The 25,732-nt window shown below is 71.3% G+C and carries 25 protein-coding genes; 19 read left to right on the forward strand and 6 right to left on the reverse strand.

What is annotated here, in order from left to right; translation table 11 throughout:
- Window positions 1-12: 12 nt before the first annotated feature.
- Both HVO_RS08270 and cetZ2 read right to left on the reverse strand, forming a co-directional pair.
- Window positions 13-1,122, reverse strand: coding sequence for a glutamate-cysteine ligase family protein (locus HVO_RS08270; RefSeq protein WP_004044193.1), 1,110 nt, complete (start codon window positions 1,120-1,122; stop codon window positions 13-15).
- Between the two features lie 205 nt (window positions 1,123-1,327).
- A complete protein-coding gene (gene cetZ2, locus HVO_RS08275; RefSeq protein ID WP_004044192.1) occupies window positions 1,328-2,410 on the reverse strand; it encodes a tubulin-like protein CetZ2 in 1,083 nt (360 codons plus the stop codon).
- A 121-nt stretch (window positions 2,411-2,531) separates the two neighbouring features.
- Between cetZ2 and HVO_RS08280 the strand changes: the two genes are divergently transcribed.
- The 12 genes from HVO_RS08280 (at window position 2,532) to HVO_RS08335 (ending at window position 16,057) form a co-directional block, all read left to right on the forward strand.
- Window positions 2,532-3,158, forward strand: coding sequence for a DUF7310 family coiled-coil domain-containing protein (locus tag HVO_RS08280; RefSeq protein WP_004044191.1), 627 nt, complete (start codon window positions 2,532-2,534; stop codon window positions 3,156-3,158).
- Window positions 3,155-3,616 carry a DUF7311 family protein gene (locus HVO_RS08285; RefSeq protein ID WP_004044190.1) on the forward strand — a complete coding sequence of 154 codons (462 nt, stop codon included), beginning with the start codon at window positions 3,155-3,157 and terminating at the stop codon, window positions 3,614-3,616. Before HVO_RS08280 ends, HVO_RS08285 begins: the two co-directional genes overlap by 4 nt.
- Before the next feature lie 32 nt (window positions 3,617-3,648).
- The gene (locus tag HVO_RS08290; RefSeq protein ID WP_004044189.1) at window positions 3,649-5,631 is read left to right on the forward strand and encodes an ATPase, T2SS/T4P/T4SS family; all 1,983 of its coding nucleotides are present in this window, start codon (window positions 3,649-3,651) and stop codon (window positions 5,629-5,631) included.
- Window positions 5,625-7,388, forward strand: a complete 1,764-nt coding sequence (locus tag HVO_RS08295; RefSeq protein ID WP_004044188.1) for a hypothetical protein — start codon at window positions 5,625-5,627, stop codon at window positions 7,386-7,388. The genes HVO_RS08290 and HVO_RS08295 overlap by 7 nt, the downstream gene beginning before the upstream one ends.
- Before the next feature lie 54 nt (window positions 7,389-7,442).
- Window positions 7,443-7,913, forward strand: a complete 471-nt coding sequence (locus HVO_RS08300; protein ID WP_004044187.1) for a DUF7283 family protein — start codon at window positions 7,443-7,445, stop codon at window positions 7,911-7,913.
- Complete coding sequence (locus HVO_RS08305; protein WP_013035432.1) at window positions 7,891-8,283, forward strand: DUF7285 family protein; 393 nt, start codon at window positions 7,891-7,893, stop codon at window positions 8,281-8,283. Before HVO_RS08300 ends, HVO_RS08305 begins: the two co-directional genes overlap by 23 nt.
- Window positions 8,280-9,164 (forward strand): DUF7284 family protein, encoded by an 885-nt coding sequence (locus HVO_RS08310; protein WP_004044185.1) that lies wholly within the window; start codon window positions 8,280-8,282, stop codon window positions 9,162-9,164. The genes HVO_RS08305 and HVO_RS08310 overlap by 4 nt, the downstream gene beginning before the upstream one ends.
- Window positions 9,152-12,217: a DUF7286 family protein gene (locus tag HVO_RS08315; RefSeq protein WP_004044184.1), complete on the forward strand. Its 3,066-nt coding sequence runs from the start codon at window positions 9,152-9,154 to the stop codon at window positions 12,215-12,217. Before HVO_RS08310 ends, HVO_RS08315 begins: the two co-directional genes overlap by 13 nt.
- A gap of 58 nt (window positions 12,218-12,275) precedes the next feature.
- The gene (locus HVO_RS08320) at window positions 12,276-12,695 is read left to right on the forward strand and encodes a DUF5791 family protein (RefSeq protein WP_004044183.1); all 420 of its coding nucleotides are present in this window, start codon (window positions 12,276-12,278) and stop codon (window positions 12,693-12,695) included.
- Entirely contained in the window at window positions 12,692-13,588 is an 897-nt protein-coding gene (locus tag HVO_RS08325) for an SDR family oxidoreductase (RefSeq protein ID WP_004044182.1), read from the forward strand. Before HVO_RS08320 ends, HVO_RS08325 begins: the two co-directional genes overlap by 4 nt.
- 101 nt (window positions 13,589-13,689) lie before the next feature.
- Window positions 13,690-14,874, forward strand: coding sequence for a DHH family phosphoesterase (locus tag HVO_RS08330; RefSeq protein ID WP_004044181.1), 1,185 nt, complete (start codon window positions 13,690-13,692; stop codon window positions 14,872-14,874).
- Window positions 14,875-14,965: 91 nt separating this feature from the next.
- Window positions 14,966-16,057: an aldo/keto reductase gene (locus HVO_RS08335; RefSeq protein WP_004044180.1), complete on the forward strand. Its 1,092-nt coding sequence runs from the start codon at window positions 14,966-14,968 to the stop codon at window positions 16,055-16,057.
- A 45-nt stretch (window positions 16,058-16,102) separates the two neighbouring features.
- Here HVO_RS08335 and HVO_RS20875 read toward each other — a convergent pair whose 3' ends face one another.
- Window positions 16,103-16,273, reverse strand: coding sequence for an HVO_0758 family zinc finger protein (locus HVO_RS20875; RefSeq protein ID WP_004044179.1), 171 nt, complete (start codon window positions 16,271-16,273; stop codon window positions 16,103-16,105).
- A 157-nt stretch (window positions 16,274-16,430) separates the two neighbouring features.
- Here HVO_RS20875 and HVO_RS08340 point away from each other — a divergent pair, with 157 nt between their 5' ends.
- The 4 genes from HVO_RS08340 to HVO_RS08355 all read left to right on the forward strand — a co-directional run bounded on the left by HVO_RS08340 (window position 16,431) and on the right by HVO_RS08355 (window position 19,891).
- Window positions 16,431-17,591 (forward strand): MFS transporter, encoded by a 1,161-nt coding sequence (locus HVO_RS08340; RefSeq protein ID WP_004044178.1) that lies wholly within the window; start codon window positions 16,431-16,433, stop codon window positions 17,589-17,591.
- Between the two features lie 82 nt (window positions 17,592-17,673).
- The gene (locus tag HVO_RS08345; RefSeq protein ID WP_004044177.1) at window positions 17,674-18,780 is read left to right on the forward strand and encodes a glycosyltransferase family protein; all 1,107 of its coding nucleotides are present in this window, start codon (window positions 17,674-17,676) and stop codon (window positions 18,778-18,780) included.
- Window positions 18,777-19,265, forward strand: coding sequence for a DUF7109 family protein (locus HVO_RS08350; protein WP_004044176.1), 489 nt, complete (start codon window positions 18,777-18,779; stop codon window positions 19,263-19,265). The genes HVO_RS08345 and HVO_RS08350 overlap by 4 nt, the downstream gene beginning before the upstream one ends.
- Before the next feature lie 29 nt (window positions 19,266-19,294).
- Complete coding sequence (locus HVO_RS08355; RefSeq protein ID WP_004044175.1) at window positions 19,295-19,891, forward strand: NUDIX hydrolase; 597 nt, start codon at window positions 19,295-19,297, stop codon at window positions 19,889-19,891.
- Between the two features lie 137 nt (window positions 19,892-20,028).
- On the opposite strand, the gene HVO_RS08360 is transcribed toward HVO_RS08355, so the two are convergent.
- Window positions 20,029-20,517 (reverse strand): DoxX family protein, encoded by a 489-nt coding sequence (locus HVO_RS08360; RefSeq protein WP_049941502.1) that lies wholly within the window; start codon window positions 20,515-20,517, stop codon window positions 20,029-20,031.
- A gap of 429 nt (window positions 20,518-20,946) precedes the next feature.
- Here HVO_RS08360 and HVO_RS08365 point away from each other — a divergent pair, with 429 nt between their 5' ends.
- The gene (locus HVO_RS08365) at window positions 20,947-21,729 is read left to right on the forward strand and encodes a DUF7388 family protein (protein ID WP_004044173.1); all 783 of its coding nucleotides are present in this window, start codon (window positions 20,947-20,949) and stop codon (window positions 21,727-21,729) included.
- 282 nt (window positions 21,730-22,011) lie between these two features.
- Window positions 22,012-23,178 carry an NAD(P)/FAD-dependent oxidoreductase gene (locus tag HVO_RS08370; protein ID WP_004044172.1) on the forward strand — a complete coding sequence of 389 codons (1,167 nt, stop codon included), beginning with the start codon at window positions 22,012-22,014 and terminating at the stop codon, window positions 23,176-23,178.
- Between the two features lie 45 nt (window positions 23,179-23,223).
- On the opposite strand, the gene HVO_RS08375 is transcribed toward HVO_RS08370, so the two are convergent.
- The gene (locus HVO_RS08375) at window positions 23,224-23,712 is read right to left on the reverse strand and encodes an Hsp20/alpha crystallin family protein (protein WP_004044171.1); all 489 of its coding nucleotides are present in this window, start codon (window positions 23,710-23,712) and stop codon (window positions 23,224-23,226) included.
- A complete protein-coding gene (locus tag HVO_RS20880; RefSeq protein WP_004044170.1) occupies window positions 23,709-23,867 on the reverse strand; it encodes a DUF7559 family protein in 159 nt (52 codons plus the stop codon). The genes HVO_RS08375 and HVO_RS20880 overlap by 4 nt, the downstream gene beginning before the upstream one ends.
- A 121-nt stretch (window positions 23,868-23,988) precedes the next feature.
- Between HVO_RS20880 and HVO_RS08380 the strand changes: the two genes are divergently transcribed.
- Window positions 23,989-25,686: a radical SAM protein gene (locus HVO_RS08380; protein WP_004044169.1), complete on the forward strand. Its 1,698-nt coding sequence runs from the start codon at window positions 23,989-23,991 to the stop codon at window positions 25,684-25,686.
- Window positions 25,687-25,732: the final 46 nt, after the last annotated feature.

Here is a 25,732-nt window from a genome sequence, read left to right on the forward strand (position 1 = left end):
GTCGGCGGTTTCTCACTCTCGTTGCCGGACCGCGTTCCGAACGTCCCGTTCGAGCCGGTCGGCGTGGGTCAGTCGCAGCTCCCGCGCCTCCGCGGCCGTGACCGTCTCGCGGCCGTCGATTTCGTGCGACACCGGGCTGTACGCACCCACGTCGAACCCCATCCGGTCGAGATACGACCGCACCGTCTCGGAGTCGAGGCCGTCCTCGATGGCGGCGTTGACGTACCGGAGCACCGCGTCGAACTCGGGGAGCACGACCCGGTCGTCCGTCACGCGCCCGCTGTCGCCGTCGATTCTGAGCGTCGCGTCGTCGAGGCGTTTCACCACGTCCGCGACGCTGTTCGCCAGCCTGAGCGCGTCGCTCGGGAGCGAACAGTCCGGCGAGCGCCACTCGACCGTGCCGAACTCGGCCCTGAGTTGCACCGGCGTCCAAATCGCGCTCTCGGGGTCGAAGTTCGCCTCGATGGTCGCCCGGTCGACGCCCTCCTCCTCGGCGCGCACGAGGAACTCCTCGAACCGGCGTTCGAGGCGGCGCGACCACTCCCGCGTGTCGTCGGCGTAGCGCCACAGCCGACCCTGATGTGGCACGTCGTCGTAGGTCATCCGGCGGTACAGCTTCGACCGCGCGCCCGCCGCCAACCGCTTCCCGTCGTAGTACGGCGAGGAGTTCACGAGCGCCAGCGCGGGGTCCAGCGCCACGAGCGCGTTGTACTGGTCGATTTCGCGGCCGGGGCGCTGTTCGACGTGGACGTGCGTCCCCACGCAGTGCCGCGCGTACTGGAAGTCCGACCCGACGACGCGGTTCTGGATGCGCGTCCGGTCGCTCTCCAGTTCCGTCACCGTCTCGTCGCTGACCGGCGTGGCGAGCGGGACGAGTCGCTTGCCGACTTCCTCGGCCCGCGAGAGCACGTCGCCGAGCCGTTCGTACAGCTCTTGGCGCAGCTCGGCGGCCGAACCGCACGGCGTCGTCTTCACCTCCAACACCGGCTCGACGAACTCCCGTTCGGCCCCGGGTGAGGCGTCGACGAGCCCACCCGGGTCGGTGAACGACCCGTCTTCCTCGACGACCCAGTACTCGACTTCGATACTTCGCCGGAGCGGGTCCGAGGCCGACTCAGACATGGCGACTCCGGCGTTGTGCCGAGTCAGTTCTCACGTGCATCGTTTCGCGCCCTCGAGAGAGGATATTGTTAACACATACCACGGATGGGGAGGGAGACGGAAAAAGTATTCGCAGACTGGGCAGTCGTCGCGGAATCGATGGACAATCGTCTTTAAAACGACTCGTTTGTTGGTCGTTCGTGTCGCAAACGACAGGAGTCGGTTGTCACAGCAGGTCGTCGAGGTCGTCGCTGTGCCACATCCCTTTGGGGTCTTCTCGGGGTTCGGTCTCCGCCTTGTCGATGGCCTCGCGGGCGCGCTCCATGAACGACTCGACCCGCTCGGAGCGCTCGACGCCGCCGAGGAGGACGAGCGACGCGAGTCGGCCGCTCTCCAGCGGGAAGTCGCCGCCGCGGACCTGCATACTGCCGGTCTCGTCTTCGACCCAGCGACGCGCTCGCTCGACGCCCTTCCGCGGGATGGTGTCGGGCTCGCCGGCGATGACGACCAGCGCGGCGTCCGCGTCGCTCGCGTCGGGCAGGCTCGTCCCCGTCAGGACGGCCCGGCGGGTCGTGCTCATGACCGCGTTGATGTTGTCCTCGGCGTTCGGAGAGGCCTCGGCGCTCGCGTAGCCGAGCGCGGCGATACCGCCCGAACGGAGGGTGTTGATGACCTCGGAGGTGTCGACGACGCTCTCGCCGACGCCCTCGGTGGCTTCGCCGGCCGCGAGAAGCAAGCCGACGCGGCGAGCGATGGCCTCGTTGATGGCGTCGTAGCCCTCGCTCATCGATTCGCCGGCCGAGCGGAACGCGTCGTTGTCGACGAGGAGGACGGCGTCGGCCTCGCGGGCGACGGTCTTGAGCGACCGGCCGGCGTTCACCTGATACAGCGCCCCTTCGTCCGCCCCGGGCAGGATGCCGAGGACGTACACCGGCACGTCGTAGACGCCGGCGAGCGCCTTCGCGAGGACGGGCGCGCCGCCGGACCCGGAGCCGCCGCCGAGGCCGGCGACGACGAAAATCGACTCCGCCTCGGCCGTCACGCGGCCGTCGAGGGCGGACATGACCTCGGTCTGGTCCGACTCCATGACCGCGGCTCCGAGTTCGTTGTCGCCGCCGACACCGTGGCCGTTGACGCGGTCTTGGCCGATGAGCACGGTTTCGACGGGAAGTGACTGGAGGTCCGCTTTCGCGGTGTTCACCGCGACCGCGTCGAGCACCGCGCCGAAGCCCGTCTGCCGGTCGAACGACTGGAGCGCCGACGCGAGCTTCCCACCCGCTTGCCCCACACCAATCAGGACGGTTTTCATACATGATTCACTCCGGCGACGCCCTTGAACATTCCTCACATGGGGACTGTTATCTCATCTGGCTGTTCGACTCGGGTGCTGGCCCGGAGCTTTATGACGGATGGCGGGACCACGCCGGTCTATGACGACCGACCCAACTCGCTCCGACGCCGCTGTCGACACCGAACTCGGTTCGCCCGCTTCCAGCGCCTCGCCCACGGCGGACCGTACGGCCGACCGCACCGCCGACCTCGCCGCGCGACTCGACGCGGTCGAGCGCACCATCACCGACGGCGACGCCGACTTCTCGTCGCTCGAAGACCTCGCGGCCATCGAACGCCGGGTCACCGAACTCGAATCGGCGGTCGAGTCGCTCACCGACCGCCTCGACGAGATGGACGCCGCGACGCAGGCGATGCGCGGCTACCTCGGCGGCGTCCGCGCGGTCAACGAAGACGTCGAACGCCGGGCGAACGCCGCGCTCGCCAAGGCCGAGTCGCTCGAATCGGAACTCGTCGACGAGACGGCGTCGCCCGCGCCCTCGCGGTCGACCGACGCGCCCGCCTCGGAAGCGGCGTCCCACGCCGGACGGACTACCGACGGTGGTGACGGTAGTGGCTCCCAGCGCGCCGCGGAGACCGGTCTCGGCACCGGCACCGCCGCCCCCTCACCCGAGTCTCGCACCGCCCCCGATTCCGGCGCACCCACCGATTCCCGCGGCGACTCCGCCGACCGTGGACTGGCCGCCCGCCTCCGCGACGCGCTGTGATTCGCGTCGTTCTGACGTGTCTGCTCGCGGTCGCCATCGCGGGCGTCGTTTTCCCGGCGGCCGACGCGGCGAGAGCGGACGCGACCACGGTCAAAATCGGCTCGCTGGCCGACGATATCGCGCACGCCGCCACGACGCTTTCGGCCGCGGAAGACCCGACGCCGGCCGGCGTCGCGGGCGCGCAGCGGCACGTCGTCCTCGACGTTCCGTCCGGGTCGTGGCGGGCCGCCGGTGTCTCCAACCTCACGGTTCGCGGCGGCGACGGCGTCGAACTGTCGGCGAGTGTCACCGCCGGCTCGACTGTCGTCCGTCGCGTCGGCGGTCCTCGGACTCGCGTCGCCGGTGACCGACTCGCCCTCGGACCGGGCGAGCATCGACTCAGGCTGACGCTCGAAGCCGCTGCGGGCGGTTCTGTCGTCGTCATCGCCCCCGCGACGGCCAACCAGTCGGCGGCGTAGGTTCAAATACCCGGACGGGACCACGACCCCGTATGCCCCTCGGCTCACCTTCCATCGACTCCCTCTCCGAAACCGTCGCCGCGGCGCTCCCGGACGCGCTCGGCGACCGGCTCGCCGACGCGACCGGCAGCCAGCGCGACTCCCGTGACTCCGCCGGCGACTGCGGCTGTGAACCCGCCTTCTCGACGCCCACCGACCGCCCCGACGACGACACCGTGACGCTCGCGGTCGACGCCGGCGACTGCCCGCACCGCGGGTCGCTCTCGACTTCGGCCCCCTGCCGCGCGGCGGTCGTCGAGGCGCTCGAAACCCGCGACGCCGACCGACTCGTCGTCCGCGCCGACGGACTCGAACGCCGGTACGACGCCGACGCGACCGGCTTGCTCGTCGCCGCCGGCCGGTTCGCAGAGCGCGTCCGCTTCCGCGACGACCGCCTCGCAGACCGCGCCCGCGATGACCCGCTCGGAGCCGCCCACGAGGCGACGGGTCGCGCCGGGCCGGTCCGCCGCGCCGCCGTCGAGACCGGGCTCGCGGAGGGCGCGTCCCGAAGCGCCGACTACGGCGACGCACTCCGGGCGGTGGTCGGACCGACGCTCGCACGCTCTCGCGTCGACCCCCGTCCACCGGCCGACGGGCGACTCGTCGAGGCGACCGACCTCGACACCGGCGCAGTCGCCCGCCGCTACGAGTGCCCGCGCGACCCCGTCTACCATCTCACGCCGCCCGAATCGACGCTCGACCAGCGCGCCGCGCGGACGCTCGAAGCCGCCCACGACCGACTCGCCCGCGGCATCGTCGACGCCGGCCCCCGCGCGCCGGGTCGCGCCGTCCGACTCGCCGCGGACGCGGACGCCCCGGTCGAGACGCTCGCGGCGATTCTGGCGAAGCACACCACGGGTAACGGCGTTCTCGACGACCTGTTTTCGGACCCCGCGGTCTCGGACGTGTACGTCTCGACGCCCGCCGACGAGAACCCGATTCGCGTCGTCGCCGACGGCGTCTCGATGCCGACGAACGTCCGCCTCGCGCCCGGCGGCGCGGAGTCGCTCGCCTCCCGCCTGCGACGCGTGAGCGGCGCGTCGTTCTCCCGCGCCGACCCGACGCTCGACACCGTCGTCGAGGCCGGCGGCGCGAACGTCCGGGTCGCGGGCGTGACCGCGCCCGCCAGCGACGGACTGGGCTTCGCGTTCCGCCGCCACGACGAGACGCCGCTGACGCTCCCCGCGCTCGTCGCCAACGGGACGCTGTCGGCCGACGCCGCGACGCTCTGCTCGCTCGCGGTCGAACGCGGGGCCTCGGTCCTCGTCGCCGGCTCCCGCGGGGCCGGCAAGACGACGTTCCTCGGCTCGCTCCTGTGGGAACTCCCGCGCGACGTTCGCACGGTGCTCATCGAGGACACGCCGGAGCTGCCGGCGTCGAGCCTGCTTGACGCCGACCGCGACGTACAGTCGCTCCGAACCGACACGACCGGTGGCCCGGAGCCGACGCCGCAGGAGGCGCTCCACGCGGCGCTCCGACTGGGCGACGGCGCGCTCGCGCTCGGCGAAGTCCGGGGCGAGGAGGCCGCCGTCCTCTACGAGGCGATGCGCGTGGGCGCGAACGCCAACGCGGTCCTCGGAACCATTCACGGCGACGGGGCCGCCGACGTGCGCGAGCGCGTCGTCTCCGACCTCGGCGTCCCGGCGTCGTCGTTCGCCGCCACCGACCTCGTCGTCACCTGCGAACACGCTGACGAACACCGCGTCGCCCGCGTGGAAGAGGTCCGCCCCGTCGGCGACGACGCGGCGTTCGAGACGCTGTTCGAACACGACGGGCGCGCCCTCGAACCCACGGGGTCGGTCGCGCGCGGCGACAGCCTCGCGGTCGAATCCCTGGCCCGCCCCGGCGAGTCGTACGCGGACGTGCTCGATGCGCTCGACGCCCGCGCCACTCACCTCGCCTCGCTCGCCGAGACGGAGCGGACGGCTCCAGACGACCTCGCCGCGGCCCGCGCGGAGCGTGGTTCGGGATGCTGAACCCGGACACGGATGCGCCCGCGGACCCCGACTCGAATCCGGCGGTCCGCACGGCCGTGACGACGCTCGCGCGGCTCTCGCCCGACTCCATCGACGCCGAGCCGAGCGACGAACTCCGCCGGTCGCTCGCGTTTCTCGACGCCGGTTTCGACCCCGAGACGGTCGTAGCAGCGGGCTACGGCGCGGCGCTCCCCGCCGGACTGCTCGGCGGACTCGTCGCGCTCGTCGCTCGACTTCCGACCGTCACCGTCGTCTTCGTCGCGCTCGCGGCCGCGCTCGGCGCGACCCACGCGGTTCACACGCTCCCGGTCTGGCTGGCGACGCTCCGCCGGACGCGGGCGCTCGGGAACGCGCCGGAACTCGTCGGCCGCATCGCGCTTCGGATGCGCATCGAGCCCTCCGTCGAGCGGGCCAGCGCGTTCGCCGCGCGCGGCGGCGACGACCCGCTTTCGACCTCGCTCGCCGCGCACACCGACCGCGCCCGCGGAACGCCGACCGCGGGACTCTCCGCGTTCGCCGACGCGTGGCGCGCGTGGTTCCCGGCGCTCGACCGTTCGACCGCGCTCTTGCAGACCGCCGCGGACGTTCCCGCCGGCGAGCGCGACCGGGCCCTCGACCGCGCCCACGAGGTCGTTCGCGAGGGAACCCGCGACCGCCTCGCCGACTTCGTCGGCTCCGTCCGCGGGCCCGTGACGGCGGTCTACGCCTTCGGCGTCCTGCTCCCGCTCGCGCTCGTCGGCGCGCTCCCCGCCGCCCGCGTCGCCGGCGTCGGCGTCACCGCCGCGCACGTCGCCTTCGTCTACGACGTGGCGCTTCCCGCGTGCCTCCTCGCCGCCGTCGGGTGGGTGCTCGTCCGCCGGCCGGTCGCGTTCGCGCCGCTCTCGGTCGATGCGTCCCACCCCGCGGTCGATGACCACCGACTCCTCGGCGTCGCCGGTGGCGCGGTCGCTGGCATCGTCGGGTTCGTCGCCGCCGACGCGCTCGTCGCACCGTGGCTCGCGCCGCTCGCCGCCGCCGGCCTCGGGACCGGAACCGCGCTGTTCGTCGCGGCCCGCCCGGTCGTGGTGCTCAGAGCCCGCGTCCGCGCGGTCGAAGACGGCCTCCCCGACGCGCTCTACCTCGTCGGCCGCGCCGTCAGCGAGGGCGAAGCCGTCGAATCCGCGCTCGCCCGCGCGGCGACCTCGGTCCCGGGCGAAACCGGCGACCTGCTCGACGAAGCGGTCGGCGTCCAGCGTCGCCTCCGCGTGGGCGTCGTCGAGTCGTTCCGCGGCGAGTACGGCGTCCTCGAATCGACGCCGGGCCCCCGGGTCGCGGGCGTGGCGACGCTCCTCGGCCTCGCCGCCAGCGAGGGTCGCCCCGCCGGCCGCGCCATCGTCTCGATGGCCGACCAGCTCTCGGCGCTCGCCCGACTCGACGCCGAGGCCCGCCGCGAACTCGCCTCGGTCACGGAGACGCTGTCGAACACGGCCGCCGTCTTCGGGCCGCTCGTCGCCGGCGCGACCGTCGCGCTCGCCGACGGGATGGCCCCCGCGAAGACGCTCGACCAGACCGCCGTCGCAACGCCGCTTTCGACCGCCGACCTCGGACTCGCCGTCGGCGCGTACGTCCTCCTCTCGGCGGTCATTCTGACGACGCTCTCGGTCGGCGTCGAACACGGCCTCGACCGCCACCTCGTGGCCTCCCGCGTCGGCCGCGCGCTCGTGTCGGCGACGGCGACGTTCGCCGTCGCGTTCGCCGCCGCGGGGACGCTCGTCTGAGCCGCCGCGAGTTCGTGCTGAGGTTTATATACCCGGACGGGACCACCCCGGTCTATGCTCGACGCACCGCTCGATACGCTTTACACGTGGACCGCGCTCTCGGTGGCCGCGACCGTCCTCATCGGGACGGTCGCCGGCCTCCCGGTGACGCCCGCACCCGACGCCTCGGGGGTCGCGGACGCCGTCGATACCGTGGCCGTCGCCGACTACGACGCGACCGCCGAACACGACCTCGACGCCGACGCCGTCCGCATCGGCCCGCACCGCATCGGGCTCCGAAACGACGGCGGTGCGGCGCACGCCACGTTCGGATTCGGCCCGGTCACGCCGGTAACTCCCGACTCTCGACTCGGCTCGGTCGCCCGCGGCGCACCCCCGAGCGCCGTCTTCGACACGGCCGCCGAGTTCGACGCCGCGGCCGAGACCGCACGCGACCGGGACGCCTCGTGGCGGCCCGCCAGCGAACTGCTCGTCGTCCGCCACGTCAGTTGGGAGGGAACGGATGTCACCGTCGTCTCGGCGTAGAGCACAGGCCTCGCCCGTCGCCGCGCTCACCGCGTTGCTCGTCGTCTGCGCGGCGATTTCGGGCTACGCGACGGTGCTCGACGAGTCGATGCCGACCGCCGACCGCGACCTCGCGTCCGCGACCCTGTCGAACGTCGAGTCCGCGCTCGAAGACGACTCGGGCGTCGTCGTCCTCTCACGGCTCTCCGACGCCCGTGACGCCTGTCCGGACGGCTTTTCCTGCCGCGTCGTCGTCGCCGTCGACGACGACCGCCGCGCCGTCGGCCCCGACGCGCCCGCCGACGCCGACACCGATTCGACTCGGGTCACCGTCCGCGCCGAGCCCGGACGCGTCGGCTTCGGCACGCTCCGCGTCGAGGTGTGGCGATGACCGACCTCGTCTTCGACGTGACGGTGTGTCTACTCCTCGTGAGCGCGAGCATCGGCCTCGTCGTCACCGCGGACGCCGGCGCGGACACCGGCCTCAACGGCGATGCCGCCGTCGACGCCGACGGGGTCGCCTCGTCGCTGGCCACGAGCACCGCGACGGTCAACTACTCGCTTTCACCCGGCGTCGACGCGGCCGACCCGTCGTTGCTCGATGCCGACGACATCGACGCCCGCGAACTCGAACGGACCGCCCACGGCAGCCTCGCCGGACTCCTCGCCCGCTCGACGCTCGGCGCAGTCACCGTCGATGGCGTTCGCCTGACCCGCGCCCGCGACGACTTCCGGAAGCGGGCCGCCGCCCGCGTCGCCTCCGAACTCCCGACGCGCGGCGTCTCCGTCGCCGTCTCGTGGACGCCGTTCCCCGGTTCGTCCGTCCGCGCGAACGACACGCTCGGTCCCGAGCCGCCGTCCTCGGCGACGGTTCACTCCGCGACGCTCGACGTGCCGAGCGGGTTCCCCGCAGCGCGCGAAGACGCCATCGCCGCCAGCGACGACGGCTTCGACGCCGTCGCTCGGCTCGTCGCGGACCGGACTGTCGCCGGGCTGTTCCCGCCGACGCTCGCCCGGCTCGCGCTCCGCGGCGACGAGCCGGTATCGACGCTGATGGCTCACCGCTACGAGCGGGCCGGCGCGCTGGCGGGGGCCTCCGTCGCGCCCGAGGTCGCCCGCGAGGAGACTCGCGCCGCCAACGCCGACCTCGCCGCGGCGCTGAATCCGCGGTTCGCAAAGACGATGCGCGCCCGGTACGACACCCCGCGCGCCGCCGCCGAGGCCGTCTCCGTGGGACGCGTCACCGTCGTCGTCAGGACGTGGTCGCCGTGAGACTCGCCGCCGACGACCGGGGGCGGGTTCCGTTCGCCCTCCTCGGCGTGTTACTGCTCGTCGGGAGCGCGACGTTCTCCGGCGCGCTCTCGGCCCACGACCCCGTGGCCGACCGCCGCGTCGACGACGCGATGGACCGAGCGACCGCGCAGGCCGACGCCGCCGTCCGCGCGGCCGTCGGCGACGCGGCGCGCGAGGCCGCGGCGAACCCCGTCACCTCGCCCGCGAACACGACCGCCGGGCGACTGCTCTCGGACGAGCACACCTTCCGCGACTATCTTCGGCTCCGAATCGCGCTGGCCGCGACGGAGCGGCTCCGCGCCGTCTCGGTCGGCCGCGGCGACGTGAACGCGACCGCGACCCTGCCGCGACCGACGAACGAGTCGAGCCTGCGAGACGCGATGGACCGCGTCTCCATATCGAGTCGCGAGAACGGAACCGTCCTCGTCGCGACCGTCGAGAACGTCTCCGTCGAAGTCGCCCGCGGCGGCCGCACCGTCGCCGCCGACTCAGTCACTACGACGGTCGGCGTCCGGACGCCGGTCCTCGCGCTCCACGACCGGACCGAATCCTTCGAGCGCCGCCTCGACGCGAATGCGCTGGACGGCGGGACGCTCGACGCGACGGTGACGACCGCGCTGTGGGCCTCGGCGTGGACCCGCGGCTGGAGCCAGTACGCCGGCGCGCCCGTGGACAACGTCGTCTCGAACGACCACGCCGCGCTGGCGACGAACGCCGGCGTCCTCCTCGCCGAACAGCAGGCGTTCGGGGCGACGGACGCCGACGCCCGCGGCGCGACCGGCCGCGACGCCGTCCGCGTCGGTGCCCAGAGCCTGCTCTCGCAGACCGGCGCCCCCGCCGCGCCCGAACTGGCGAACGCGCTCCCCGCACCGAACCCGGACGCGGAGTCGCCCGCGAGCGAGGTCCCGACGAACCGGACCATCAACGCCTCCGTCGGCTCCGCCGCCGACCACGCGCTTGTCGGCCTCCTCGACGGCCGCGGCGACGCGCCGGCCTACGACGACGTGGTCGCGGACGCCCACCGCGCCGGGGTGGAAATCGACGCCGAAACGGACGTTCTCTCTCGGACCGAAGACCCGTCGGAGAACTCCGGACGCGGATGGACACTCGTCAGCATCTCGACCGACACGTCGTCGTCGGCCGAGACGGTGCCGACGCGAACTCCGGCGGTCGACGCTGACACCGTCGTCGTCGACGCCGGCTCCCGCATCGTGACGACGGTCGAGACGACCACTCGAACGTTCCGCCGGGGCAACGAAACGCTCCAGACCGAAGCGCGAACGGAGACGAGGACGCGCGTCGACCTCGCGGCCGTCGTCGACCCGGCCGCCGTCTCAGCCCCCGTTCGACCCATCGACCCCGCGGCCACCTCCGGCGGCGCGCTCGACGGCGAAAACTTCGCCGCGGCCGCCGACGCGGCCGCCGACATGGTCGTGACGCGCGGCGGCTTCGACGACATCGCCTGCGATGTTGTGACCGGCATCCCGCCCGAACCGCGACAGACGACCGCACCGATGGCAGCCGGTCTCGACCGCTGGGTTCGCTCGGACCTCATCGCGCTCGCTGACCGGGTCAGAGACCGGCGCGTGACGGTGTCTGCGCGGCGAGTCGCCGCGGGCGAGGTGAACCCCGCCGCAGAGCTCGCGTCCGACCTCCGCGCCGACCGCAGCGACCTCGTGGACGCGCCGGCCGCCTACGACGGCGTCGCGGACCGGGCTCGCGTCACGGTTCGCGCGACCTACCTCGACCGCGTGCTGGCGACGCTCGACCGCCGGGCGAACCAGACCGCGGCGGCGAGCGACGCGGCCAACAACGAGAGCAAGGACGCGGAGTTCGGCTCGCTCTCGGAGGCGGTCCGCGCCGAGGAGGTCGCCCGCGCGGCGCTCGGTGACTCGCGAGCCGACGGCGCGAACGGAACTGCCAACGAAAGCGGCGTCAGATTCGTCCCCGACGCGGACCCGATGTACCTCTCGCTCGGCGGCCTCGATGGCGCTGCGGTCCCCACGGTCGCCCGGGGCGGCACGTATCACCCGCTCGTCGCCCGCAACACGAACCTGTTTACGCTCCCCTACGGCGACGCCGCCGACACGGTTCTCGAACCGCTGTTCGGCGCGAACCGCCGCGTTCCCCTCCGCGTCGCGGCCCGCACGCTCCTCGCGGCCGACTCGACGCTCGAAAACACGAACGCAACGAACGAGACGCTTGCCGACCGCCGCGACAGGCTCGAAACCGCGGTCGACCGGTCGGTCGTTCCCGCGGAGGAGGCCGCCCGCCACACGCTTCGCGACCACACCAACCACTCCGTGACGGAGCGCCAGCGAATCTTGGAGCGCTCGCTCGGCGCGTGGGACGACCCGGCTCGTCGGGCGCTGGCGATTACGAACGGCTCCGCGGCGCGCGCAATCGCCGTCGAGGCCGCCGCTCCGGGAACCGTCGAGGCCGACCTCCTCGAACTCCGCCTCGACGATGCGTTCCGAGCCGTTCGCAGCGACCGCTCGACGACGGTCCCACAGCGGCTGACGAACCGGACCGTCGAGACGACGCGGACCGCCCGCCAGCAGGCCGTCTCCGACACCGCGACCGATGCGGCGATGAGCGCGACCGAGGACGCGGTCGCAGACCGCCTGAACGACACGCTCGACTCGCGGTTCGACACGTCGTTCAAGCGCATCCCCGCCGGAATGCCGGTCGCGCCCGTCCCCGGCTCCTGGTACGCCACGGTCAACGTCTGGGACGTGGCGGTCGCCGGCGAGTTCGCGCAGTTCCGCGTCCACGCCCGCGGCGACGCCGAGTCGCTGACGTACGCCCGCGACGGCTCGACGGTCGCCCTCGACTGGGACGACGACGGCACCGCCGAGACGGTCGGTCGCGGCGACCGCGTCTCGTTCGACGTGGAGACGACGATCGTCGTCGCGGTGCCGCCGTCGGGCGTCGGCGTCGGTGACATCGACGGCAACGCGGACGAGCGCTCCGAGGGGTGGCAGGGCGGCCCCGGCTGTACCGTCGCGGCCGACTGCCCGCTCGACGAGTAGCCGCCAATACGACCCGAGTGGCAACCGTTTTGCCGCCGGAACGCCGAACCCGCGGTGTATGTTGCACGACGCCGCCGCGGAGCCCGGAACCCTCTCGGCCGACGAGTTGCGGGCCGCCTACGGGGACGAGATTCGCCGCGCAGTCGACGCCGCAGGGACGGAGCCGGCCGCCGAGGCCGCGGGCGTCTCGGAAGCCGCGCTCTCGAACGGCGTGTTGGACCTCACGCTCGAACAGGCCGCCGCCGTCCTCGAACTCGCCGACGGCAACCCCGACGCCGACGCCATCATCTGGGAGTTCCGCGACCACCTCCTCATGGGCATGACGAGCGGCATCCTCGACGTGGACACGCTCGCGTCCGAGGTCGACCTCGACCTCTCCGGACAGGAGATTCAGCAGGCCATCGAGGGCCGCACCGCCGCCACGCTGAACGAACTGGCCGCCATCCACCACGTCATCGCCGTCCGAAACGAGCGATGAGAGTCGCCGTCCTCGGCTGTGGCTACGTCGGCCTCGAACTCGCCCGCACGCTCGTCGCCGACGGCCACGACGTGTGGGGCGTCCGCCGCTCCGACGACGGCCTCGACGCCGTCGAAGCCACCGGCGCGGAAGCGGTTCGCGCCGACGTGACCGATGCCGACTCCCTCGGAGCGGTCCCCGACGTGGACCACGTCGTCTTCGCCGCGAGTTCCGGCGGCCGCGGAGCCGACGCCGCCCGGGCCGTCTTCGTCGAGGGTCTCCGAACGGCAATCGACCAGTTCGCCGCGCGCGACTCGCCGCCAGAGCGCCTCGTCTACACGTCGAGCACGGGCGTCTACGGCGACCACGGCGGCGACTTCGTCGACGAATCGACGCCGCTCGACCCGACGACCGACAAGACGCGCGTCCTCGCGGAGGCCGAGCGCGTCGCCCGCGAGTACGCCGCCGAGCGTGGAGTCGAGGGAACGGTCACCCGGTTCGCCGGGCTCTACGGCCCCGACCGCTACCGGCTCGAACGCTACCTGAACGGCCCGGTCACCGCGGGTTACCTCAACATGGTCCACCGGGACGACGCCGCGGGCGTCGTCGCGTCCCTCCTCGAAACCGACCGCGCCCGCGACGACACCGTCCTCGTCGTCGACGACGAACCCGTCTCGAAACACGAGTTCGCGGACTGGCTGGCCGACGAGTGCGGCGTCCCGCGCCCCGAAAAGCGCACGAAGGAAGAACGCCTCGACGCGGGCGACCTCTCGGCGGCCGCTCGCCGCCGCATCCTGACGAGCAAGCGCTGTTCGAACGACTACCTCCGCGAACTCGGCTATTCGTTCGCGTATCCGACGTATCGGGAGGGTTACCGGGCGGCAATCGACGCCTACCGAGCCGACGGCGACTGACCGTATTCGGGGGACGACAGGTTCGAACCGCCGAAATTCTGTCACTCAGGACAGTTCGATTAGGGGGAATATTCATACGGTAGGCCCCGGTCGTGTTGTGTATGTTCGGTCCGGTGGGGCAGTTCGACACGGGTGCTATCTTCGAGTCTCTCGACTCGTTCGTGCGAACCCACCCCGAAATCGCGGCGGCGCTCGTCGTCGCGCTCGGAGCCCTCGCGCTCGTCGTCTACGCCGCGATTCGGTTCAAGCGGCCGATGGGCACGCGCTTCGCTGAGGCGCTGGAGGGCGTCGACGAAATCGCCGTCCTCATGCACCCGAACCCGGACCCCGACGCCATGGCCGCGGCAATCGGCGTGGCCTGTCTCGCAGAACAGGTCGGCACCACACCGACCATCCAGTTCGCCGGCCAGATTCGACACCAAGAAAATCGCGCGTTCCGAACCGTTCTCGACCTCGACTTAGACCCAATCGACCACGTGAGCGACCTCGCCGCCGAAGCGGTCGTCCTCGTCGACCACAACGAACCGCGCGGCTTCGCGGGCGCGGAGGGCATCCTCCCCTACGCGGTCGTCGACCACCATCCCGGCGACGGGACCGGCGAGGCCTTCACCGACGTGCGCACCGACTACGGCGCGTGTTCGAGCATCGTCGCCGAGTACTTCCGCGACGTGGGCGCGAAACCCGTCCCGCCGGACATGCACGCCAGCGAGGTGAACGCCTCGTACACCGTCCCCTCGCAGGTCGCGACGGGCCTCGTCTACGGGATTCTCACGGACACCAAACACCTCACTGCGGGCTGTTCGGCCGCCGACTTCGACGCCGCCGGCTTCCTCTTCCCCGGCGTCAACGAGGACCACCTCGACCGCATCGCCAATCCCGAGGTCTCCCGCGAGGTGCTGGAGGCGAAGGCGCGGGCCATCGCCGGCCGCGACGTGCGCGGTCCCTTCGCGGTCGCCGACATCGGCACCATCTCGAACGTCGACGCCATCCCGCAGGCGGCCGACGAACTCATCCAACTCGAGGGCGTCACCGCGGCGGTCGTCTGCGGCGAGCGCGAGAGCAACGTCTACCTCTCGGGTCGCTCCCGCGACGACCGGGTTCACATGGGTCGGACGCTGGAGGCCGCCCTCGACCACTACCGCGGGTCGAGCGCCGGCGGCCACGCCCGGATGGGCGGCGGCCAGATAATCCGGCCCGACGCCGTCACCGACGGCGGCAACGGCGAGTCCGTCCCCCGCGACGAACTTGTCGAACACATCTTCGAGGCGCTCTCGGGCGATATCTGACTCTCGGACCGGACCGAATCGGACCGGACCGGGACCACTATCGCGGACCCGGACCGGTGGCCCTTAACAGCCGGCCGCCGTAGCCCCGCCCATGGCTACAGGACGGGCGACGTGGGCCTACCGCGACCGGTTCGGCGACAGTTTCGGCCGCACCTTCTACCGCCGGTTCGGCCCCGGCGTCGTCTCCAGTATCGGCATCGGAACCTACCTCGGCGAGCCGACAGACGCGGTCGACGACCGCTACCGCGAGTCGCTCGTCTCCGCGCTCGAACACGGCGTCAACCTCGTCGATACCGCGTCGAACTACCGCCACGGGCGCGCAGAGCGGGTCGTCGGCGACGCGGTCCGCGGGGCCGACGTCGACCGCGACGCCGTCGTCGTCGCCTCGAAGGCCGGGTTCGTCCCCTTCGACCGCGAGCGCCCCGACGACCCCGGCGCGTACGTCCGCGAGACGGTCCTCGACGCCGGCCTCGCCGACCCCGACGAACTCGCACACGGCAGTCACACCATCGCGCCCGCCTTCGTCGACGAGATGGTCGACCGCTCGCTCGACCTGACGGGACTGGACCACGTCGACTGCTACTACCTCCACAACCCCGAGACGCAGTTGGCCGTCACCGACCGCGAGACGGTGTACGACCGCGTCGAGGCCGCCTTCGAGGTGCTCGAACGCCGGGTCGCCGCCGACGACATCGGTCGGTACGGCGTCGCAACGTGGGAGGCGCTCCGGGTCGCACCCGACCACGACGCCTACCTGTCGCTGCCCGAACTCGTCCGTCGGGCGGAGCGCGCGGCCGAGACCGTCGGCAACGACGACCACTCGCTCGAAGCGATTCAGCTCCCGTTCAACGTCGTGATGGCCGACGCGTTCACCGTCGAGGCCCACGACACCGACGCGGGCGAGGCGATGAGCGCGCTCTGGTACGCCCACGAACACGGCCTGCACGCCTTCACGAGCGCCAGCCTCGCGCAGGGCGACCTCGCCGCCGAGATTCCGGCGTCGGTGAACTCGGTGCTCGCGGGCGACACGGCGGCTCAGCGGGCGCTCAACTTCTCGCGGAGCGCGCCCGGCGTGACCGCGGCGCTCGTCGGCGCATCGTCGGTAGAACACGTCGCGGAGAACGTCGCGGCCGGCACGTTCGACCCCCTCGGGGCGCGGACGTTCGATTCGGTCTTCGAGTGAGCAGTCGCCCCCGTTCTCGGACGGCCGCTTTCGGTCGACTCGCGGTTATCTGAGTTCCTTCCACTCGCGCCCGCAGTCGGCGCAGATACGGACCGAGAACACCTCGTCGGGGTCGTTTTTCTTCTTCAGCGACTCGCCGCACTCGGAGCAGGTCAGCCGTCCGTAGGTGTCTTTTTCCAACTCCCCGTCTCGAAGCCCCTTCCGCGTTGTCTTCATACGCTCCCGTTTGTGCAACGAACATAAAAACCCGACGACAATCCCCGTTTTCGACCCGCACGACGCCCCGCGGTCTCGTTCAGCCGAAACTGTTGTCACCTCGCGGCGCGCGGTTCCGTCCGTGTCACGTGGCCGCCTCTTCGGAACGCTCTGCGGGATGGTGTTACTCGTCAATCTCGCTCGGGTCGTCTTCGCACCGCTTCTCGGGGAGTTCATTCTCTTTTTCGAGGTCGACCGGGCCACCGTCGGCATCGTCGCCACCCTCGTCTGGCTCGGGAGCGCCGCCCTCCGCGTCCCGACCGGTTGGCTGCTCACCCGCGTGCCGAGACATCGCGTGGTGCTCGGGACCGGCGTCGTCCTCGTCGTCGCCTCGGGCGTGACCGCCAGCGCGACCACCATCGAGGCGCTGATGGTCGGCGCGGTCTCGATGGGGCTCGCCTCGGGCGCGTACTTCGTCGCCGCCAACCCGCTCGTGAGCGAGCTGTTTCCCGACCGCGTCGGCCGCGCGATGGGCATCCACGGCACCGCCAGCCAGCTCGCGGCCGTCGGCGTCGCCCCCTTCGTCACGCTCGTCCTCGCGGTCGGCCCCGACCTCGTCGACCGCCTCCCGTTCGTCTCCGCGGCGTGGCAGCTCGTCTTCGTCTGCGTCGGCCTCGCGGCCGCCGTCGTGACGCTCGCGCTGTTCGTCACGGCCCGCTCGACGGACCTCCCGGACGCGGGCGCGGCCGACCGCGACCTCCTCGGCGCGGCCCGCACGGAGTGGCGGGTCGTCCTCACCGGCATCGTCATCCTCGGCTTCACCGGCTTCGTCTGGCAGGGGCTGTTCAACTTCTACGAGCTGTACATGGTGTCGAAGGGGCTGCCGGCGACGACGGCGCGAAACATGCTGACGGTCGTCTTCGGCGCGGGCGTGCCGGCGTTTTTCCTCTCGGGGCGACTCGCGGACAAGCTTCCGCGCATCCCCTACATCCTCGGCGTGCTCGTCTCCTTCGTCGTCTCGGTGTTCGTCCTCACGATGACGTCGAGCCTCGTCGGTCTCATCGTCGTCACCGCGGTCGTCGGCTACGTCATCCACAGCCTCTTTCCGGCGCTCGACGCCTACCTGCTCGACACGCTGCCCGACGAGAGCCGCGGGAGCGCCTACTCGGTGTACTCGTTCGGCATGATGATATTCCAGGCAAGCGGGTCGGGCGTGGTCGGCACCCTGACCGACTTCGGCTACGCGTTCGACGAGGTGTTCTTCTGGTTCTCGGTCGGGCTGGCGGTCGTCGTCACGGGCCTCATCGTCTTCCAGCGCGCCGGGCGCATCCCGAATTGAACGGTCGGCGGTGGTCGCGCGAAGTCGGCAGCCGACTCGGCTCTCGCCGCACTTTTGCTCGCCCGGTCCCACGGCCGACACGATGGAGTACGTACAAGAGCGGGTCACGACGCTCCACGACCTCTCCGGCTCGGTCCCCGACGCCCCGACCGACCGCGCGGCCGTGGTCGTGCCGATGACGGAGCGGGAGTACGCCGGCCTCGCGGCCGACCGGGTGCTGTCGACGCTGGAGTCGCTCTCGCCCGCGCGGGTCGTCGTCCCCCTCCGTGCACCCGCCGACCGGGTCGCCCCGTTCGCCGACTGGCTCGACGAGTACGACCTACCGCTCGACGTGCTGTGGTGCGACGGCCCCCGCGTCGCCGACCTCCTCGACTCCCACGGCCTCGACGGCGAGCGGGGCAAGGGCCGCGACGTGTGGCTCGCGCTCGGCTGCGCCGCCCGCGAGGAGTACGTCGTCGTCCACGACGCGGACACGAAGACCTACGACGAGCGCTACGTCCCGCGGCTTCTGTTCCCGCTCGCGCACGGCCACGACTTCTCGAAAGGCTACTACGCCCGCGTCGAGGAGGAGCGGCTCTACGGCCGACTGTTCAGGCTGTTTTACGCCCCGCTCGTCCGCGCGCTTGAAGCCGAGACCGACGCCCCCATCGTCCGGTATCTCGACTCGTTTCGGTACGCGCTGGCCGGGGAGTTCGCCGCCACGTCCGACCTCGCGGTGCGGATGCGGTCGCCGCGGAAGTGGGGACTCGAAGTCGGAACCCTCGGCGACGCCTTCGCCCACGCCGGCTTCGACCGGAGCGCGCAGGTCGACCTCGGCGAGTACGAACACGACCACCGCTCCGTGAGCGGCCCGACCGGCCTCTCGGACATGAGCGAGTCGGTCGGGCGGACGCTCCTCAGAGCGGTCGTCGAACACGGCGGGAGCGTCGAGTTCGACACGCTCGCGGAGCGCTACCGCGAGGCCGGACACCGGCTGGTCGAGCAGTACGCGGTCGACGCGGCGTTCAACGGCTTCGACTACGACCGCGGCGACGAGCGCGAGCAGGTCGCCACCTACGCCGATGCCATCTCGAAACCCGGCGAGGACACGCGGCTCCCGGCGTGGAACGACACGTCGCTGTCGCCCGACGAGGTGCTCGCCGCCGCGGGCGACGACCTCGACGACGTTCGGGAGGGCGCGGGCCGATGAGCGAGGCGACCTACGACGACCTCGCGGGCGTCGTCGACCTCTTCGGGGCGCTCACCCGCGAGGAACTGGAGACCGCGCTGGACGAACTCGCGTTCAAGCAGGGTCGCGAGACCGACGGCGACGCGCTGTCGGGCGCGATTTCCGACGCGGTCGACGCCTACTACCTCGTCCCCTACGAGGACGACGAGACGGACGCGGAGCTTCTGACGGTCGGCCCGATGGCGTTTCCGACGCTCCCCGACCGGGCGGAGGACCTGCCGCACATCCTCGATTACCCGACCCGCGAGGTGCCGCGGGACGAACTCGCGACGCAGGTCGAATCCCGCCTCCGAGCGGCGGCCGCGAGCGCGGTGCAGACGGGCGACGCCGACGAAATCGAGCGTCTGCTGGACGTGACGTACGACCTCGAAGCGTGGGCCGACACCGACGTGGGGTCGATTCGCGAGCGCCTCGACGCCGCGCTGGACGCGGAGGGGCAGGCCTAAGTCGCGGCATCGCTTTACGAACCGTGACGATGGACCTCGCGGGCGTCACTCGACACGAACCGGTGACCGTCGACGCGGGCCGGCGGGCGGCCGTCATCGCCCCCGTCGTGTTCCGCGACGAGCGGCCGCACATCCTGTTTACCAAGCGCGCCGACCACCTCGGCGAGCACCCGGGCCAGATGAGTTTTCCCGGCGGCGGCCGCGAACCGAGCGACGCCGACCTGCGGGCGACCGCGCTCCGCGAGTCCAACGAGGAAATCGGACTTCGACCCGAGGAGGCGGCGTTTCACGGCCGCCTCGACGACATCCGAACCGTGACCGACTACGCCGTCTCGCCGTTCGTCGCCACGGTTCCCGACCGCGCGTACGAACCCGACCAGCGCGAGGTGGCCGAAATCGCGGTGCTCGCGGTTGGCGACCTCATCGACCGCGCGAACTACGAGTCGGAACGCCGCGACCACCCGCAGTACGGCGAGATTCGGCTCCACTTCTTCCACGTCGACGGCTACACCGTCTGGGGCGCGACCGGGCGGATGCTCGTGCAACTGCTCGAACTCACGACCGACTGGCGCGTCCCCGAGGAGGTCGACCGCGTGGTCGACCCCGACGCCGACTACCCGGTGTAGTGCCCCTCGGCGCGTGCCGACCCGGCGCGGTCGCTCGCGGCGTCCGAACCAGTTCCGAAAAACAAAACAGCGTCGCGGACGTCGATCCCGTCACTCCCTGCCCCTCTCAGTCCCGTGTCCGGCCCGCGTGTACCCCCTCAGCCGAGGAGGTACTTGAGCGCGGGGCGCTGGCGGACGAACTCCATCTTCTCGATGATGGCGTCGAGGCCGAGGATGCGGCCCGCCGCGAGCGTGCCGACGATGACGAACATCATCAGCCCGAACAGGTCGCCGTTGACCACGCCGTGGCCCCACTCGGCGTTCCCCAGGTAGAAAAACACCATCAGGACGCCGCCGAAGAAGGCGGCGAGCCGGACGAGTGCACCCACGATGAGCCCGAGACCGATGAGGAACTCGCCCCACGGAATCATGACGTTCGTGAGGTCGAGGAGCCACGGAGTGGCGGCGGCCCACGCGAAGAAGCCCTGGAGCGGCGAGGCTGCGGGGGCGTTCGCGAGGTAGCCCGCGGCGCTGAACGGCTCACCGGTTATCTTCCCCAGTCCCGCGTGGAGGAACCAGTAACCGGTGATGAGGCGGGTCAACACGAGCACGTAGCCCGTGACGCCCCGCGAGTAGTCGAAGTCCATTCTGTTCCCCAGCATCTCGATTTGTGCGTTAGCGGGCATCTCGGTTCACCTTACATCTAAATCGTCGGCCGCGAACCCCATATAACGGCGACGCGATTTCCGAATCCATAGAAATGGGAATGACCGAAAACGGGCGTCTGAGACTGTCACGATTCGTTTTCGACTACTAATCGAGACATAGGATTGTGTCCTAAATACAATCGTGTCGAGACGCGGGTGAACACGGCGGTCTCTCGCAGTGCGACCGGCTGACACGCGCTGCGGAACCGGTCGCTGCCGGGGCGATGCAGGGTATATAAACGCCCCGCGACGAGTCACCGTCGCCGTCATCGACAGGGTTTTGGCCTCCTCCGCGCTACTCGTTCTCACATGGTCGCACAGACGATGGATCGCGTTCCGCGACGGTACTGAAACTTCTGTGGTGATAGCATGCTGACCGCCGAGCGTGCGGTCTCGAAAGCCGGTCTGGACGCAGTCGCGCTCAAACCCGCCGAGTGCGACGTGCGCGAGGCGCTTTCGGTCCCGCTGGATGTCGTTGCCATCGACTACGAGGGCCGCGAGCGGCTCCCCGACGAGGACGTACTGCGCGACCTCGCGGCCGAAAAGGAGGTCCGACTGACCACGCCGGTCCGCACCGACGGCTTCGACCCGCTCGGCGACGACTCGCTGTACGAGTGGCTCCCCGACGGGGTTCGGCAGGTGCTCGTGGCCGGCCACGGCGCGTATCTGACGGACGACGAGGCGCGCCGCGCGGTCGCCCCCCGGCTCCGCGCCGCGAGGGAGCGCGCGCCCGACGCGTGGGTCGGCACCGAGGGCATCGAGCGAATCGCCCTCGCCGCCGGCGGCACCCAGTACGAACTCCTCTCGCGGTCGACCCGCAGAGACGTTCGGGCGCTCCGGGCGGCCGGCTTCGGCGGCGAGGTCGCGCTCTACGCCCCGACCGCCCTCACCGACGACGACGACGAGATTCTCGACGCCGTCGGCGCGTACGTCTCCCGTCGCCGCCCCGTCGCTCGCGCGCTCCCCGACGACGCCGCGACCGACGCCTCGGCCGAGGGTCGCGCCCGCGAGGTGCTCCTGAAGGCCTCGCGCGACTACGCGCTCATCGGCTCGGTCGACGACATCCGCCGGCGAATCGACGACCTCCGCGACGCCGGTATCGACCTCGTGGTCGGCTACCCCGCCCGCGGCGTCGACGAGTTCGCCGAGTAGTCCGGCGCGCCGGGCGGTCGCCCGCTCTCCGCCTCCTGCGGTTCGCCCCGCCTGTGCCGCGCCGAGCACCGGAGGCCTTTTACGCGGTCGCCGGAGAGGACAGGTGACGGCACGGTCGGGTGGCTCCTTTCGGACCCACGTGGTTTCCACGCGGGCCACGGCCGGCCGACCTACCCCGTCTCTCTACAATCCTGAGCGACCGCGCCGCGCAGTTCTCGACCACTCTCGCCCCACGACCGGCGAGCAACTGCCATTCAAGTCGGTCGCCGACGCAGACGGGGTATGAACGAGTCAGCGCGCGTCGCGGTCGTCGGCGCGGGCGCGGTCGGCCTGACGACCGCCTTCGACCTCGCCGAGCGCGGGGCGCGAGTCACGCTGTTCGAGCGCGACGTCCCCGGCCGCGGGTCGACGGGCCGCGCCGCCGGCATCTGTTACGACGCCTACGCGGAGGACATCGACGCGGCCGTCGCCGGGAGCGCGATGGACCGCTTTCGGAGCCTGTCGGGCGAGGGCGGGTTCGCCTTCCACGAGACGCCCTACGTCTTTCTCGCGCGCGAGGGCGACGACGCGGCGGCCGCGGCCCTCGAGGAGTCGGTCGAGCGAATGCGCGTCCACGACCGCGCGGTGTCGCTCGTCGGAGCCGACGAACTGGGCGACCGGTTCCCGATTCGGACCGACGACGTGCTCCTCGCGGGCGTCGCTGAGAACGCCGGCTGGGCAGACCCCGCGGCCTACGTGGACCTGTTCGTCGAGCAGTGCGAGTCGGCCGGCGTCGCGTTCCGCGTCGGCGACGCGGTGACGCTTCGAACCGACCCGCCGGCCGTCGCCGTCGACGACGTGGTGACCGCCCGCTTCGACGCCGTCGTCGTCGCCGCGGGCGTCCACTCGCGCCGCCTGCTCGCCGACGCGGGCCACCCAATCGCGCTCAAACCCTACCGGGCGCAGGCGCTCGTCGCTGACTGCGACTACCGCGGGCCGACCGTCTACGACGCGACCGACGAGTCGTACCTGCGGCCGCATCCCGGCGGCGTCCTCGCGGGCGACGGCGTCGAACCGGTCGAACCCGACCCCGACGACTGGGACCCGACCGCGGACGACTGGTTCGTCGCCGACGCCCTCGACGGGGTTCGCCACCGGACCGGCATCGACGGCTTCGACGAGGCCGGCGAGGCGGCGGCCGAGGCCGACCAGTCGGACAGCGCGTGGGCCGGCCTCTGCGGGGCGACCCCGGACCGGAACCCGCTCGTCGGCGCGGTCGCTGAAGGCGTCTACGTCGCCGCCGGCTGGCACGGCCACGGCTTCATGTGGGCCCCGGCAATCGGGGAACGACTCGCGGAGGCGGTGCTCGGAGACGGTCGAGAACGGATTCCGGCCGCGTTCGACCCTCGCCGCTTCGACGGCGACGAGGAGTTCGCGGTGGTCGAAGGGATGACGCTCGACGGCGACTAGCGCGAAACGGAGGTTCGGAGGGGTCGTCGCGCCCGAAACTGAGACTCAGGCGTCTTGGTCGTCCACGTCGCCGAAGTCGACTTCGTCGTCGGACTCGGTGTCGGCCTCGCCGTCGGCTTCGTCTTCCTCCTCGGTCACGGCGATGTCGCTCGCGCGTTCGTCCTTGGGAATCCGAATCTGGAGCGTGCCGTGCTTGCCGACCGTGGCGGTTCCCTCGGCGGCTTCGACCGAGGCGTCGGAGGGGATGGTCGCCGTCCCCGAGAGCGTGAGGCCGCGGCCGGGGAAGCGCATCTCGTAGCCCTCGTGGAAGTCGCGGAAGCGGTCGATGCGAATCTCGACCTCGCCGTCGAGGAAGCGGACCTGCACGTCCTCGGCGCGTGCGCCGGGCGCGTCGAAGACGACGAGGTAGGCGTCCTCGGATTCGAGCAGGTCGTGGGCGAGCGGCTTGCGCTCCTGCATCTGGCTGACGCCGCGGCCGACCCGTTCGAGGACGGCGTTCGCCGCCGACTCGCCGTACTTCCGCAGGTCGCTCATAGCTGAATCTCCTCCAGGGCGCGGGACTCGCCGCAGTACGGACAGGAGAAGTCCGCCACCGTCACGTCGTCGGGCATGTCGTAGGTGTAGTGCAGCTCGAACATGTCGAGTTCGCAGTCCTCGTTGGCGCACTTGACTTCGAGGGTCGCGGGCATGGCCGTCAGTTACGCTCCCACGCTCATAAACGCGCGGGAGGCGGAAGCGCCCCCACGACGCGGTTCGGGGCCGCGACCGCCGACCGGTTGCGTTTTCCGCGTCGAACCCGAACCGCGACCGATGACCGACCCCGCCGACCTCACCGTGACTATCGTCGACGGATACGTCGACGAGCCGGCGCACTTCGGCGTGCCGCCGTACATCTCGACGTATCCGAGGTTCACCGCGGGTGCGGTGGTCGACGCGGGCGTCCCCGAGTCCAACGTCGTCTACCACACCATCGACGAACTCCGCGAGGACAGACAGAAGTGGCGCGACGTGGCCGACGCCGACCTCATGATTTACATCGGCGGCATGACCGTCCCCGGCAAGTACGTCGGCGGGACGCCCGCCGAACCCGACGAGGTGCGCGAACTCGCGTGGGTCGCTGAAGGCACCGCCCTGATGGGCGGGCCGATTCGCTTCGGCGTCGGCGACGAGAACGCCGGCGGCCAGGACATGGAGCGCAAGAACCTCGACTACGACTTCGTCGCCAAGGGCGACATCGAGGCGGCCGCCTACGACCTCGTCGACTCCGGGCTCGAAGGTTTCGGCAACCGCATGCGCGACAACGAGGAACTCGACCGCTGGGCCGCCATGGGCGCGTTCGTGGTCGAACAGCACCCGAGCCACCCCGACCACCTCATCTGCGAGATGGAGACCTCGCGGGGCTGTGCCTACCGCTGTTCGTTCTGTACCGAACCGCTGTACGGCAACCCCGCGTTCCGCACCGCCGACTCCGTCGTCAAGGAGGTCGAGAACCTCTACGACCGCGGCGCGCGACACTTCCGGCTCGGCCGGCAGGCCGACATCCTCGCGTTCGGCGGCGACGGCGAGGCTCCGAACCCCGACGCGCTCCGCCGGCTCTACGGCGGTATCCGCGAGGTCGCGCCGGACCTCGGCACGCTCCACCTCGACAACGTCAACCCCATCACCATCGTCGGCTGGCCCGAGAAGTCCCGCGAGGCGCTCCGCATCATCGCCGAGCACAACACGGCCGGCGATACCGCGGCGTTCGGCCTCGAATCCGCCGACCCCGTGGTGCAGGAGGAGAACAACCTCAACGTCACCGCCGACGAGTGTTTCGAGGCGGTCAAAATCGTCAACGAGGTCGCCGGCTGGCGACCCGGCGACGACCCCGCGGACGCGCCGACCCACGGCTCGGACGCCGCGAACCGCCTGCCGAAGCTCCTCCCCGGCATCAACCTCCTCCACGGGCTGAAAGGCGAGCGCGAGGAGACGTTCGAGCACAACAAGCGGTTCCTCCAGCGCGTCTACGACGAGGGCCTCATGGTCCGCCGCATCAACATCCGGCAGGTGATGGCGTTCGACGGCACCGACATGTCCGACACGGGTGCCGACATCGCCCGCGACCACAAACAGCTGTTCAAGACGTACAAAACGGAGGTCCGCGAGGAAATCGACCGGCCGATGCTCCGCCGGGTCGCCCCCGCGGGGACGGTCCTCCCGAACGTCCACCTCGAATACCACCAGGACGGCCGGACGTTCGGCCGCCAGCTCGGAACCTACCCGCTTTTGGTCGGGATTCCGGGCGAGCGCGAACTCGGGAAGACTATCGACGTGGCCGTCGTCGACCACGGCTACCGCTCCGTCACCGGCGTCCCCTACCCGCTTGACTTCAACGAGGCGTCGATGGACGAACTCACCGCCATCCCCGGCATCGGGCGGTCGACCGCCGGCGACATCGTGGTGAATCGCCCCTACGCCGACGCGGCCGACGTGGGCGTCGATGCCGACGTGACGAAGTACGTTCAGTAGCGCGTTCAGTCCTCGAAACGCCGTTCTTCACCTGCAACCGCGCTCT

Source organism: Haloferax volcanii DS2 (genome assembly GCF_000025685.1).
Taxonomy (GTDB): domain Archaea; phylum Halobacteriota; class Halobacteria; order Halobacteriales; family Haloferacaceae; genus Haloferax; species Haloferax volcanii.